We start from the raw sequence: 13,207 nt of genomic DNA, 5'->3' as shown, positions 1-13,207 counted from the left end.
GTCCCTGCAGTATCGGTTGCACTCTTCTCAGAACTGCGGACCGCGTCCGCCCATCATTCCGGCCATTCCGCCGCTGGCATCCATGTACCCGTCCGGGACCGAGAACGCGTCGTCCGGAACGCTGCCCTTCTGCACCGACGTGGCGATCATCACGACCTTCCCCTTGTCATCCGTGACCTTCAGCGGGAACGCCGGCTTGTTGCCGATCACCCTCGTCCAGCTCGGCGATGCCGCACGGCGCCCCATCGCGCCCATGGCGGCGTACGCGAAGAACCCGAGGTCGTGGGTCAGGCAGATCGTTGAAGACGGCTTTCCTTTGTCGATCACCTGAATGTCGTCGCACTTGTACCCGGCGATCGTTTCGGAGGTGCCGAGCGCCTTGGCTTCCGTCGTCGACGCGGAGGAATCTCCCATGTCCTTGGTGTCCATGACCATCTTCATCCCCTTCATGCCGTTCATCGCCATGGGTACCAGCACCGTCATCTTGTGATTGGGGATGTCGAAGATCATCCGCCCTTCGTGCACCGCACCGCCGCCATTCATCGAGAACTTCGCGGCGAGCATGCTCCCCTTGATGTAGTAGGTCATCTGCCCGCCTGCCGCGCTGCCGGGCATGTCCATCACGACGGACCCCTCAAACTGGGCCGCCAGGGGAAGGGCAGAGAAGAGCGAGAGAATCGAGCCTGCGAGGATGCGGCGCATCGGTCATCACCTCGGTTTGAGAAACGCGAAATGGCACGGCGCGGGTGAGATTCGAACTCACGAGGCCCGTGAAGGCCTGCCGGTTTTCAAGACCGGTGCAATCGACCGCTCTGCCACCACGCCCCGTCCTGAAACCTACGGAGGGGGTAGTTGGCTCGGGAAGGGGGACGGAAGAATGGCTATTGCGCGCGGTGGTAAAGGAGGTCGTATCCCACCGTCCAGCTCTTCCCGCCATCCATCGACATTTCGCCAAGTTGCCTGACGGTGCTGCGATCAACTGGCGCGAAGCTCAGGCGCTGCAGCATCCCGCCCGGCGGACCCATCGAACGCGCCAGGTAGACCAGCGTGTCGCCGCGCCACTCACTGTCACGATACTCGGTTACCGTTCCTCCGGAGCCGACCCAGAACTGTTCCCAGTGGTGCAACTGCGGGTTGTAGGTGTTGATGCTCTTGCCGTCGGAGCCGTTCGTCGCTGTCCAGTTCTCGAGGAGCGCGCAGCCGCCGCTGATGACCTGGATCTGGCTGTGCCCCACCACGACCGAGGCGTTGGCCGGCGTGACATTCCACTCGCCGACCCAGAAGTCGAAGCGTCGCGCGTTGGAGTCCGCCTTGCACGGCGCAGGCGGCGGTCCCGGTGGTGGCGCCGTCTGAGCGTCGGCGTGTGCCGCACCGATCGACAAGGCCATGGCGATGATCGTGATCATCCGGTTGAGCATTGGTCCCTCCGGTGTGAGCCCGCCGACAACTGCTTGAGCTTGGTCGTTACGCCCTCGGCGCGGCAGTCGGCACGGGTCAGAGCGCCGTCAGGGCCGGCGATGCGCTGTACCGGCCCCCTCGATAACTTCTCTCGCGTGACCCATTCAATCATCGATCCGGTCGCACTCACCCGCGACCTCATGGCCATCCCGTCGGAGACCCGCTCCGAGGGCGACGTCGTCGAATACATCGCCTGGTTTCTCGGGCGGCGTGGGTGGCGAGTGCAGCGTCAGGAAGTGGCGCCGGGACGCGACAATGTCTACGCGCATCGCGGTGCACCGGTGGTCGTCTTCTCGACGCACCTCGATACGGTGCCGCCGCAGCTGCCGATCTCGGTCGACGCCGAGATGATTCGCGGTCGCGGCGCCTGCGATGCGAAGGGGATCGCCGCCGCGATGATTGCCGCCGCTGAGCAACTGGTGGCCGAGGGCGAAGAGCGCGTCGGGTTGCTCTTCGTGGTGGACGAGGAAGACGGCTCGGCGGGCGCGATCGCGGCGGCGTCGCTGGAGCCGAAGGGGTCGTTTCTCATCAACGGAGAGCCGACAGAGAACAAGCTCGTCACGGCGCAGAAGGGAAGTTGCAAGGTCGTACTGCGCGCGCGCGGACGGGCGGCGCATTCCGGCTATCCCGAGCTTGGCGATTCGGCGATCAATCGCCTTCTTGACGCACTCGCACGGATTCGCGCCCTCCCACTCCCCGTGGATCCGGTCCTCGGCCCCTGCACGCTGAACATCGGCAGGATCAGCGGAGGCGAAGCCCCGAATGTGATCGCCCCGTCGGCGCGCGCAGATATTCATGTTCGATTGGTCGGTCCGGCCGAACCGATCGTTGCGGCGATCACCGCCGCGGCAGGCGACCAGATCGACGTCACGGTCGCCGGGGGGATTCCGATGGCAACGGCACCGGCACTTCCCGGCTGGCCGTCAACGACGGTCGCGTACGCCTCGGATCTCGCCTATCACGGATCGTGGGGAACCTGCTACCAGTTCGGCCCGGGGACGATTCACGTCGCCCACACCGATCACGAGCATATGCCGATCGGCGATCTGCTCGAAGGTGTGGAACTCTACGTGAAGCTGGCGCGCACCCTGCTCAGAAATCGAGCCGGGTAATCCTGCCGCCGGGGCCAACGGCCCATGCGCGCTTTCCTGCCGCGCGAACCGCCCAATAGCCATTCGTCGTCGCCACATCCCACGTCTGGCCGTTGTCACGGGTCACGAACAGTCCGCCATATCCCGCCACAACTGCGGTCCTGTCGCCGGCCTTCGGCACGAGCGCCACGCCCGAGAGCGACCCCGCGCGCGGCGGCCGCGTGCGCAACGTCCAGGTCATGCCGCCGTCATCGGTAGTGGCAACGCTGGCGGAGGTGGTGTCGCGCGCCATCGCGGCATCGACCCGCGCCGCAACGCCGATCCCGTGCTTGGCGTCGCGGAACGAGATCGCCGTGATCCCGCCGGTGCTGCTGTGAAAGAACGGAGTGGACGCCGCGGCGATCGTCCAGGTGGCTCCGGCGTCGACGGTGTGGAAGATCCGCGCGCCGGGCTCGCTGGCGGAGATCCAACCGTGCCGCCCGTCGACGCTGACGATGCAACTGTTGCTCGATGCAAAGCCGCCTTCGCCGGCGAGCGGCGCGGGAACGGCGCTCTGCGGCAGCAGCATCCAGTGTGCGCCGGCGTCTTCCGTGCGCAGCACCGTTGTGCGCCCCTGCGACGCGTCACTGTACGCCGCGCCATGCCGTGCATCAAAGAAGGTGATGCAGTCGAAGAATGCAGTGGAGTCGGTGTTGGTGAACTGCAGCGTCCAGTGGTCGCCGCCGTCAGTCGTGTGATAGATCCGCGACGCGCCGCCGTTCCCGGCACTCAGCGCCCACGCTTCGTTGCCACTGATCGCGTGAATGCCCCGGAATTCCAGGCGCGCGGCACCATCGATCGGCCGCCGCTCCCAGTGATCGCCGCCATCAATGGTGCGAACGACGGTCCCGTTCGCGCCGCCGGCCCACGCGACCTTTTCGTTGACCGCGCTGACCGACTGCAACAGCGAACGGACGCCGCTCGTCTGTTCGGTGACGCGTGGCTGCTGACCGCTGCCGCTCGCGGCGACGAGCATTGCGGCCGCCATCGCCATCGCCATCGACGCCGAGGAGATCCTCACGCGCATTGACCGCTGATTGACCGCTGCACCCGTGAGGCAACCGACTCGGCCTTGGCGGCGTGCGTGGTGTCGCCGGCCTGGAGCAGCGCCTGTCCGAACCCGCTGTAGACGATTTCGTAGAGGCAGAGAATCGATGCCGACGGCGGATCGAACCAGCCGAGCGGACGATCGTGTGCTGCAGCCTCCGGATGGTAGACGTCGAAGAGCAGCGTGCGGGACTTGGGGAGGTCCACGAATCCGATCGCCGAGTTCGTGATCGGCCCATGCACCACTACCGGCGCGGTCATCAGCTTCCGCACCATCCCCTGGCCGACGAGGTAGTTCGACAGGCCGAACGTCTGGTCGGGATAGTTGCCGTCACTCCACGAGAAGAAGATCGGCCGCTTCCCGAGGTTGTCCTTGATGAGGAGCAGTGTGGCGATATCGCTCTTGGTCAGGGTCGTGGTGCCGAGCTTCATCCCGATCGCGCCGATCGTCAGCGAGTCGCCGCTGACCTGGTTCAGCTCCGGAATCGAATCGAGGGTCCCGATCGATTCATTGAGGACCGACCCGTGCGGCATCTCCCAATGGGCTTCGGGCGCTCCGCCGGTCAGCGGGACGCCGTTGGAATCGGTGCCGAGTCGCCAGATCGGTGGTGCATCGGCGGGATTGAACGGCGGGGTGACGCGCCGTTCCAATTGATGCAGGTGCCAATCGGTATTCATCAGCGACAGGTTCGCGAGCGTCACGTCCTGACGTACACCGAGGACCTCCTGCGCAAACCAGAGCGGGAACGTGTCGTTGTCGCCAGCGGTGATCAGGATTCCGTACGGGTCGACCGACTGCAGCATGTCGACGGCGAAGTCGCTCGCGAGCGTCTCCTTGTTGCGCGGAGCGCTGCCGCGATTGCCGAGGAGCGGGATCAGCGCCAGCGCCAGGACCGGCGTGCCGGCGAGCCATCGTTTCTGTTCGCTCACCCGGCCGCCGAGCCACTCGGCAGTCGCTCGAATGGCCGCCGCAAATCCGGCCGCAATCAGGACGCCGACGAAGGCGAATGACGCGACGAAGAAGTAGTCGCGCTCACGGACCTCCTTGTCGTCGTTCGACACGCCGGGATAGGTGTACATGTAGCGGAAGTTGAGATAGTAGATCAGCGCCAGCGTCAGGATGACGAGCATGATCGCGGCGGCGGTCCCGCTCTTCTTGTCCTTGGCAAGGAGCATCCCGAGTCCCCAGGCGCAGAGCGCCGTGAAGATCCCGGTCGCGGCGCTGGCGAAGCCGCCGATATCCTTGGCCCACTGCCAGCTCCAGTAGTGCCAGTACATCCCGAGCTGCGCGCCGAACGGCGACATCCGCTGGGAGACCGGGCCCTTGCCGTACTGGATCCGGTTGATGACGTCGCTGAGCGCCTGCGAGAAGAATCCGGTCGGCTCCCCTTCGTTGATCGATGGATGCTGCGCCGCGCGAATCGGGAGGTAGATGTAGTTGAGCGTGAAGCCGATCAGCACCGCGAGGACGCCGATGTAGAGCAGCGGATTCTTCCGGTCCTTGTAGATCCCCCAGCCGGCGAGCGCCACCATGATCAGCATCCCGCCGATGCGGGTGAGCGCGGTGAACGACGACGAGTCGGAGCTGGACGGATAGGTCAGGGTGGCTGCCGAATTTCCCCATCCGCCACCGTGCGTGAGAATTGCCAGGGAGTCGCCGAGAATTCCCGAAACGCCAAGGAGGAGCACCCACGCCATCAGCAGTACCCACGGCTGGATCGCGAGGCGCGGTGAGCTCCACAGCACGTAGAAGGCGATCATCGGGATACCGAGGACGCCCATCATGTGGTTAGTGGACGTCAGCGCCCCGAGATACGCCGCAAGGATGAGCAGGTTGTTGCGCCGCGGCGAATCCTCGAGATCGCCCCACCGCACCATGCACCAGGTGATCATCGCGATGCTGAGCATCGAGACGGTGTACACCTTTTCGTTCACCGTCGACTGGTTCCACACCGTCCACGCCATCGCGCTGGCGAAGATCCCGGCGAACGCCGCGGCAATCCGCGGACCGCGCGCCGGCAGGATCCCGCGCATCCACCGCTCCGCGACGAGAAACCAGAACCCGGCGCCCGCCGCGCTGGTGAACGCCGCGAAGTAGTTGATCCGCTTGGCGTAGTTCCCCGCCAGCGGCATCATCCCCCACACGTGCGCCATCAGCGTGAAGAGCGGATTCCCCGGCGGATGCGGGATGCCGAGCACCTTGGCCGCCGCGATGTACTCCGAGGTATCCCAGAACGCCGTGGTCGGGGAGAGCGTGAAGCAGTAGATGATGAAGATGACCAGAAAGGTCAGCGCCGCGTAGAGATAGGGCGGGCGGGTGTCGCGATCTTCGTTCAAGTGGTGCTCCTGAGAAACCATGATTCCCTAGTGGCGGAACATCCGGACACCGGTCAATACCATCGCAATGTCCAGTTTGTTAGCCGCTTCGGTGACTTCGGCGTCGCGGACCGATCCGCCGGGCTGGATGATTGCGCGGACCCCGGCCGATGCCGCCTGCTCGACGCCGTCAGCGAACGGAAAGAAGCCGTCGGAGGCGAGCACGGCGCCCGCCGTCGGGTGTCCCGACTGGCGCGCCTTGTAGATCGCGAGAAAGGCAGCGTCGACCCGGCTCATCTGCCCGGCGCCGATCCCGATCGTCTGCCGGTCGCGGCTCAGCACAATGGCGTTTGACTTCACCGTGGCCACCGCTGCCCAGGCAAAGCGGAGGTCATTCATCTCTTCCTCGGTCGGTTCACGCGTGGTCGCGACGCGCCAGTGTTCTTCGGCCGGTGAGAAGGTGAACTGGTCCTGAATCAGGAACCCGCCGCGAATCTTCTTCCAGTCGAGCCCGTGCGGGGCCCGCGTCACCGGCAACTCCACCACCCGGAGATTCTTCCGCGCCGAGAAGACGGCGAGGGCATCGGCGTGGAACGCCGGGGCGACCACCACCTCGATGAACAGGTCGCTCATCGCTTCCGCCGCCGTTCGATCAACCACCGTGTTGAACGCGATCACCGACCCGAACGCCGACACCGGATCAGATGCGCGGGCGCGCTGAAACGCTTCGGCGACCGACCGCCCCAGTGCCACGCCGCACGGTGTGGTGTGCTTGATGACGGCGCAGGCAACCTCGTTGCTCCACGATGCGACCGCGAGCATCGCGGCGTCGATATCGAGGATGTTGTTGAACGACAGTTCCTTCCCCTGCCGCTGGGTCAGGTCACCGATGCCCCGCGGCTCCTCGGTCACATAGAGGCCGGCGCGCTGCTGCGGGTTCTCGCCGTAGCGCAGCACCTGCCGCTGCTCCATCGACAGCGTCACCCGCGGCGGCAGCGTGTCCTGCCACGGCGTGAGGTAGTGGGCGATCGCGCTGTCGTAGTCGGCGGTATGAATGAAGACCTTCGCGGCGAATTCGCGGCGGGTCTCGAAATCGATCTCGCCGCGGCTGAGGAGGTCGAGCACCCGGGCGTAATCCTTCGGATCGACGACGGGGAGGACGTACTCGAAGTTCTTCGCTGCCGATCGCAACATCGAGGGACCGCCGATGTCGATGTTCTCGATCGCATCCTCGAACGTCACGCCCGGATGCGCGATCGTCGCCTGGAACGGATAGAGGTTGACCGCGACGAGGTCGAACCGGTCGAAGCCGAATTCGTCCATCTGCCGGAGATGTTCGGTGCGATCGGGACGGGTGAGGAGCCCGGCATGGATCGCGGGATGCAACGTCTTGACGCGCCCGTCGAGGATCTCGGGGAAGCCGGTCACCTCGTCGACCGTCGTCACATCGACACCGCCCTCGCGCAGGAGCGCCGCCGTCCCGCCGGTGGAGACCAGCTCCCACCCCAGGCGCGCCAAGCCTTCGCCAAAGGCGAGAATTCCACGCTTGTCGCTCACCGAAATCAGCGCACGCGGCATCAGCGGCATCTCCGATCAGACAGCATCAGCAAACTCGAATCGTACCGGTCGTCCGGCCGCTGCGGCGGCGAGCACCGCGGCGGGAAGAATTCGGTGCTCGACGGCCAGCACCGCTCGCGCCAGTTCCGCGCTGGTCGCTCCCGGCGGCACGGCAACCCGCCCCTGCGCCAGGATCTCGCCGCGGTCATAAACTTCGTCGACGAGATGCACCGTGGCACCGCTCTCTCGATCGCCGGCGGCGAGCACCGCGGCGTGTACTCGATCGCCGTGCATCCCCTTGCCACCGTATCCCGGCAACAGCGCCGGATGAACGTTGATGATCCGTCCGCGCATCGCCTCGACCACCCCCGCCGGCACCAGTCGCAGGTAGCCGGCGAGAACGAGGAGGTCGCACGACACCTCGACGAGTGCCCGGCGCCATTCGTCGGCGCTGGCGGAATCAACAAGCCGGTGGGAGGCGACGCCGCGGTCTGTGGCGGCGCTCATTACCGGTGCATCTCGATCGGTAATCAGCAGCACCACTCGAGCGGTGTCGCTTCCCGCCAGCGCGTCGCAGAGTGCACTGAAATTGCTACCACGGCCGGAGGCCGCGACCGCCACCCGGTACGTCACGGGCGCAAATCTAACGAGTGAGGAGCCCGATCCCCGCGGCGAGATCGTCAGCGACGGCAGCCCCCAGGGCGACCGCCTCATCAACTGCGGCGGCTCCCTTCCCGGTGCGGACCAGGAGCGACCGGCAGCCCAGCTCCCGCGCCGGTTCGAGGTCGCGGATCTGGTCGCCGACGCACCAGCTTGCAGCGACATCGATCGTCCAGCTGGCGACCGCTTCCCGATGGAGTGCAGTCCCGGGCTTGCGGCAGGTGCATCCGGCGTCCGGCGTGTGGGGACAGTGATACGTAGCGTCAATCGACGCGCCCGCAGCGATGAGTTGCCGCTCGACTTCCCGCTGGATCGTGAGGTATTGATCGGAGGTAATCCACCCGCGACCGATCGCCGATTGATTCGTGATGATGATTCGGAGAAACCCGGCCCGCTCGAGCGCCTGCAGCGCCTCGGCGACTCCAGGGAGCAGGTGGACTCGTGCGGGATCGTCGACATATCCCGGATCGTCGATCAGCGTCCCGTCACGATCGAGGAAGACGGCGCGCCGCGGCGATCCGTTGCCCGTCATCGATGCCGGACCACGCGGTGGGTGTCCGCCTTCACCGGCGGCGGTATCACGGGGGTGCCGGAGTCAGGCCGCGTCGGCTTCCGGGTGGTATCCCGCGCTGTCTTGAGTGAGTCTGTCTTCGCGCGAGCGATCGAATCGGCCTTCACCTTGGCGATCGAATCGGTCTTCGCCTTCGCACTATCCGCCGCCGTCGGTTTCGGCACCTCAAATGGATAGAGCGGAGGATTTCCTGTCGCCCCGCCGGCGAGCTTCACTCCCTTCAGTTCGATGACGTACTTCTCCCCCAGCTGCAATTTGCCGCGCGTCCGGATCACGATGATCGTGCCGAGCTCAGGCCGCTTCTCTTTCGGCGAGTCGTCGACCACCGGCGGTGCCTTGATGATCTTGGTGAGCGTCGGCCGGAGTGCCTCGGCCTTCCGCGCCGAATCCTTCGCGACCGAATCCCGCACCGCCGCGCTGTCCTTCGCAGCCGAGTGCGCCGCGACCGCCGGATGCAGCGAATCGTAGAGCGCCTTCGGCATCGCCTCGATCGGCCCGATCGACCCCGAATCGCCCGATGGCAGGATCACCACGACCCGCATCGCGGTGCTGTCCAGCCGCAGGAACGGATCGACCGGCCGTGTGAACGTGACCGCGATGGTGTTCGAGTCCTGCCGCGCGGCTGTCTGGATCTTTGGCGGGAATGTGTCGCGCTGGAATGCCCAGATCTCGCCCACCGAATCTCGGCCGGGACCCGCGCGCACCGTATCCCATGACTCGGTCACCTGCCAGCGATGATCCTGGTTCTGATCGATCACTGCGCGCACCAGGAAGATCCCGTCGGGGAGCCGCTGCATCACGAAGCGTCCGGTCGAGTCGGCGATGGTCCGGTAATGCAACGAATCGGGAAGGTGAATCGCGTCGACGAATGCCTGCGGGACGCCGCGTCGCGTCGCCCAGTCGACGGCCCGCCCCGACAGCGACCGAGTGGGGCAGGCGCCGCCGGTGCTGAAGGAAATGACGCCGCCGGTCTTCATCTGGTTCTGGCGGGGATGGACGTCGCGCAGACCGGGGAGGAGTTCGATCCGGTAGGCGGTGTTCGGCCGCCAGCCATGGCGTGGCCGCACGCCGATCCGATTTCGTTGCCACGCCACCGCAGGGATAAGCGTGTCCGGCGAGAGCAGGACCAATTTCTCGATGTCGCCGGTACCAAGGCCGAAATTCGGTTGCGAGCCGTAGCTCACCACCTCATCGAGGACGAACTCCGCGTCGCCGCGGAGCGGTGCGACGCAGGTCGTATCGGCGGGGAAGGTGCTCAGCAGGACTGGCGCGATGAACCGCGGTGGGCCACCGGGAGGTGCTTCCATCCGCGCACACGCGATCACACCCGCGGTGAGAGCGAAGAGCGCCCACCGCTTCAGCCGGCACATCCCAGCGTGCGCCGTTGATCGCGCATGGCAGCCACCTGCGCACGCCACGCGACCAGTTTCTCCCGCTCCTTCTCGATCACCGCGGCCGGCGCGCGGGAGACGAACTGTTCGTTCGCCAGTTTCCCTTCCTGCGACGCGATCAGCCTGTCGAGCTTGTCGGCCTCGGCGCCGAGCCGGGCGCACTCCTTCTCGATGTCGACGAGATCGCCCAGCGGGACGATGATCTTGGTCCCGTCGTCGAGGACCGCCGTGCCTCCCGATTGCCCTCCACCACTTCCGGCTTCGAGTGCACTCGCCTTTGCCAGCCGGCGGATCGTGTCACCTTCGGCGGCAATGGCACGCTGCGCCAGTGCACTCGCATCGGCGATGGTGACGTGCACCGGCGTCCCGGGTGGCACCTTGTATTCGGCGCGCACGCCGCGAATCGCATCGACCAGTCGCTGTACCGTGGTGAAGTCTTCGACGGCCGCGGCATCCAGCCGCGCGGAGCTGCCCGCCGGCCACGCCGCGCGGACGATCGATGCGCCGCCCTCGTGGTTCGGCAGCCGCTGCCAGAGCGCTTCGGTGATGAACGGCATCACCGGATGCAGCAACCGCAGGGCGACGTCGAACGCATGCGCGGCAATGGCTCGCGCCACATCTCCGCCGTCAACGTTGCCGTAGAGCCTCGGCTTGATCTGTTCCAGGTACCAGTCGGCGAAGTCGGTCCAGAGGAAATGGTAGATCGCCGCGGTCGCGTGATTGAGCTCGAACGACTGGTATGACGAGGTCGCCTCGCCGATCGCGTCGTGCAGCCGCGACAGGATCCAGCGGTCGGCGAGGGTCAGTCGTTCCGGCGCGATGGCATCGAGTGGCGCCGCTCCGTCCGCCAGATGTCCGAGGAGAAGCCGTCCGATGTTCCACAGCTTGTTGGCGAAGTACCGCCCCGAGGCGAACGACGTCTCGAGGTCGTCGGGATCGAGGATCACGTCGGTCCCCACCGACATCCCGCTGACGACGGTGTAGCGCAGCGCGTCGGCGCCGTATCGGTCGATCACGGCAACCGGATCGATCCCGTTGCCGAGCGACTTCGACATCTTGCGATGCTGCGTGTCGCGGACCGTGCCGTGCAGGTAGATCGTGGTGTAGGGAACCTCGCCCATGAACTCGATCCCCGACATGATCATCCGCGCGACCCAGAGATAGATGATCTCCGGCGCCGAGATCAGCGTGTGGCTGGGATAGAATCGCTGCAACGACGCTGTCCGCTCCGGCCAGCCGAGGGACGTGAACGGCACCAGCCACGACGAGAACCAGGTGTCGAGCACATCCTCGTCCTGCACCACCGGGCCGTGACACGATGGACACGCTGCCGGATCTTCACGCGCGACGATCATCTGGCGGCAGCCGTCGTGCTGGCAGTACCAGACCGGAATCCGGTGTCCCCACCAGAGCTGTCGCGAGATGCACCAGTCGCGGATGTTCTCCAGCCAGTGCGCGTACACACCGCCCTGGAACTCGGGAATGAAGCGAAGCGTGCCGTCGCGATACGCCGCGAGCGCCGGCTTGGCGAGCGGCGCCATCTTGACGAACCATTGATCGGAGAGCCGCGGCTCGACGACGGTGCCGCAGCGATAGCAGTGGCCGACGGCGTGGGTATGCGGCTCGATCTTCTCCAGGAATCCGAGCTGGTCGAGTGCCGCGACGACGCGTCGCCGCGCGTCGTAGCGATCGAGTCCCTGGAACGATTCCGGCACGGTCTGGCTCATCCGCGCTTCCGGCGTCATGACGTCGATCGTCATCAATCCGTGGCGCTGCCCGATCTCGAAGTCGATCGGATCGTGCGCCGGCGTGACCTTGACCGCACCGCTTCCGAACGCGGGATCGACCGCTGCATCGGCAACGATCGGAATCTGCCGGTCGGTGAGCGGCAGCTGGACCAGTTCTCCGATGATCGCCTGGTAGCGCGGATCATCAGGATGCACCGCGATCCCGGTGTCGCCGAGCATCGTCTCCGGACGTGTCGTGGCGACCACGATGCTCCCCACGCCGTTTGCCAGCGGATACCGGAAGTGCCAGAGCGAGGATGGCTGTTCTTCCTTCTCGACCTCTTCGTTGCTCAGCGTCGTCAGGCAGCGGGGACACCAGTTGACGATGTACTTCCCGCGATAGATCAGCCCCTTTTCGTGGAGCCGCACAAAGACTTCGCGGACCGTCGAGGAGAGCTCCGGCGACAGTGTGTAGTAGGTGCGATCCCAGTCCGCCGAACAGCCGAGCGCCTGGAGCTGCGTGAGGATCTCGCCGCCGGTCTCGCGGACGAACGCCTTCACCCGGTCGACAAAGGCGTCGCGCCCGAGATCGAAGCGCGTCAGCCCTTCGCGGGCGAGCTGCTTCTCCACCACGTTCTGCGTGGCGATGCCGGCGTGGTCGGTCCCCGGCATCCAGAGCGTGTTGCGACCGCGCATCCGCTCGAAGCGGATGATGACATCCTGGACGGTGTCGTTGAGCCCGTGGCCCATGTGCAGCCGCGCGGTCACGTTCGGCGGCGGCATCTGGATCACGTACGGGTCGCCGGGAGCGTCGGGATCGGCGTGGAAGAGGCGCTGCTCGAGCCACCAGCGATAGAGCGGCCCTTCGATCTCCTTCGGATCGAATTGCGGTGCGAGCGGAGCAGTCATGCGATGCATGGACCGGCGGCGTACTCGACCGGCAACGACTCCTCGTCGTCTTCGCCGGTGACACGAAGGCAGTCGATCACTGCCGCGGGATGAATCGCCTCGGCGACGCGCCGGAGCACCTGTACCCGCATCGGGCGATCGGTGACCCAGCCGTGCAGCTCGACGCCACCCGATCGCACCGCGACCACGTCGAGCGCCAGCGCGTCGAGCGACGGGTCGAGCGCGAGGGCATCTTCGGCCCGACGCACCAGGTCGGCGACTACCGGCCGCGGAACGGCCCCATTTCCCCGCCGGCGGATCGTTCGCGCGGCTAGCGGACCGGCGAGTTCGCCGAGAATGAATCCGACCGCCAGGCCCAGCCCGAGACCGGCAACCACCACGCCGATGGTTGCCGCCGGGTGACTCCGATCGGTCGTGCTGCGTACTGTGATGCGCGCCATG

General features: G+C 66.1%; 11 protein-coding genes and 1 tRNA gene. 1 reads left to right on the top strand and 11 read right to left on the bottom strand.

All coding sequences use genetic code 11. From position 1 onward, the window contains the following. Positions 1-27: 27 nt before the first annotated feature. The 3 genes from VGM20_14005 to VGM20_13995 all read right to left on the bottom strand — a co-directional run bounded on the left by VGM20_14005 (position 28) and on the right by VGM20_13995 (position 1,418). Positions 28-702: a DUF4412 domain-containing protein gene (locus tag VGM20_14005; GenBank protein HEY4101981.1), complete on the bottom strand. Its 675-nt coding sequence runs from the start codon at positions 700-702 to the stop codon at positions 28-30. 36 nt (positions 703-738) lie between these two features. Continuing rightward, positions 739-825: transfer RNA gene (locus tag VGM20_14000), tRNA-Ser, on the bottom strand. 56 nt (positions 826-881) lie between these two features. Further along, on the bottom strand, positions 882-1,418 hold the full coding sequence (locus VGM20_13995; GenBank protein HEY4101980.1) for a hypothetical protein: 537 nt from the start codon (positions 1,416-1,418) through the stop codon (positions 882-884). A 135-nt stretch (positions 1,419-1,553) separates the two neighbouring features. On the opposite strand from VGM20_13995, the gene VGM20_13990 reads away from it, so the two are divergent. Beyond that, positions 1,554-2,570, top strand: coding sequence for a M20/M25/M40 family metallo-hydrolase (locus tag VGM20_13990; GenBank protein ID HEY4101979.1), 1,017 nt, complete (start codon positions 1,554-1,556; stop codon positions 2,568-2,570). On the opposite strand, the gene VGM20_13985 is transcribed toward VGM20_13990, so the two are convergent. From VGM20_13985 to VGM20_13950, 8 genes are read right to left on the bottom strand one after another with little or no spacing between them, the layout of a single operon-like run. After that, the gene (locus tag VGM20_13985) at positions 2,551-3,615 is read right to left on the bottom strand and encodes a YCF48-related protein (GenBank protein ID HEY4101978.1); all 1,065 of its coding nucleotides are present in this window, start codon (positions 3,613-3,615) and stop codon (positions 2,551-2,553) included. The genes VGM20_13990 and VGM20_13985 overlap by 20 nt on opposite strands. Continuing rightward, positions 3,606-5,972 carry a DUF2723 domain-containing protein gene (locus tag VGM20_13980; protein ID HEY4101977.1) on the bottom strand — a complete coding sequence of 789 codons (2,367 nt, stop codon included), beginning with the start codon at positions 5,970-5,972 and terminating at the stop codon, positions 3,606-3,608. The genes VGM20_13985 and VGM20_13980 overlap by 10 nt, the downstream gene beginning before the upstream one ends. Before the next feature lie 27 nt (positions 5,973-5,999). Further along, positions 6,000-7,529: a bifunctional phosphoribosylaminoimidazolecarboxamide formyltransferase/IMP cyclohydrolase gene (gene purH, locus VGM20_13975; protein ID HEY4101976.1), complete on the bottom strand. Its 1,530-nt coding sequence runs from the start codon at positions 7,527-7,529 to the stop codon at positions 6,000-6,002. Between the two features lie 15 nt (positions 7,530-7,544). Then, on the bottom strand, positions 7,545-8,141 hold the full coding sequence (locus VGM20_13970; GenBank protein ID HEY4101975.1) for a formyltransferase family protein: 597 nt from the start codon (positions 8,139-8,141) through the stop codon (positions 7,545-7,547). A gap of 10 nt (positions 8,142-8,151) precedes the next feature. Then, complete coding sequence (locus VGM20_13965) at positions 8,152-8,700, bottom strand: HAD family hydrolase (GenBank protein HEY4101974.1); 549 nt, start codon at positions 8,698-8,700, stop codon at positions 8,152-8,154. Next, positions 8,697-10,109 (bottom strand): carboxypeptidase-like regulatory domain-containing protein, encoded by a 1,413-nt coding sequence (locus VGM20_13960; GenBank protein ID HEY4101973.1) that lies wholly within the window; start codon positions 10,107-10,109, stop codon positions 8,697-8,699. Before VGM20_13960 ends, VGM20_13965 begins: the two co-directional genes overlap by 4 nt. Then, on the bottom strand, positions 10,097-12,766 hold the full coding sequence (locus VGM20_13955; GenBank protein HEY4101972.1) for a valine--tRNA ligase: 2,670 nt from the start codon (positions 12,764-12,766) through the stop codon (positions 10,097-10,099). The genes VGM20_13960 and VGM20_13955 overlap by 13 nt, the downstream gene beginning before the upstream one ends. After that, positions 12,763-13,206, bottom strand: a complete 444-nt coding sequence (locus tag VGM20_13950; GenBank protein HEY4101971.1) for a hypothetical protein — start codon at positions 13,204-13,206, stop codon at positions 12,763-12,765. The genes VGM20_13955 and VGM20_13950 overlap by 4 nt, the downstream gene beginning before the upstream one ends. Position 13,207 lies beyond the last annotated feature (1 nt).

The organism is Gemmatimonadales bacterium, assembly GCA_036500345.1.
Lineage (GTDB): Bacteria > Gemmatimonadota > Gemmatimonadetes > Gemmatimonadales > GWC2-71-9 > Palsa-1233.
The sequence above is the reverse complement of the archived record's forward strand: the minus strand, read 5'-3'. Positions and strand labels throughout refer to the sequence as shown.

What these genes read in the sequence shown, in the direction of transcription:
- VGM20_14005 (HEY4101981.1), bottom strand. Translation starts at nt 702, where the DNA reads ATGCGCCGCATCCTCGCAGGCTCGATTCTCTCGCTCTTCTCTGCCCTT.
- VGM20_13995 (HEY4101980.1), bottom strand. Translation starts at nt 1,418, where the DNA reads ATGCTCAACCGGATGATCACGATCATCGCCATGGCCTTGTCGATCGGT.
- VGM20_13985 (HEY4101978.1), bottom strand. Translation starts at nt 3,615, where the DNA reads ATGCGCGTGAGGATCTCCTCGGCGTCGATGGCGATGGCGATGGCGGCC.
- purH (HEY4101976.1), bottom strand. Translation starts at nt 7,529, where the DNA reads ATGCCGCGTGCGCTGATTTCGGTGAGCGACAAGCGTGGAATTCTCGCC.
- VGM20_13965 (HEY4101974.1), bottom strand. Translation starts at nt 8,700, where the DNA reads ATGACGGGCAACGGATCGCCGCGGCGCGCCGTCTTCCTCGATCGTGAC.
- VGM20_13960 (HEY4101973.1), bottom strand. Translation starts at nt 10,109, where the DNA reads ATGTGCCGGCTGAAGCGGTGGGCGCTCTTCGCTCTCACCGCGGGTGTG.
- VGM20_13955 (HEY4101972.1), bottom strand. Translation starts at nt 12,766, where the DNA reads ATGACTGCTCCGCTCGCACCGCAATTCGATCCGAAGGAGATCGAAGGG.
- VGM20_13950 (HEY4101971.1), bottom strand. Translation starts at nt 13,206, where the DNA reads ATGGCGCGCATCACAGTACGCAGCACGACCGATCGGAGTCACCCGGCG.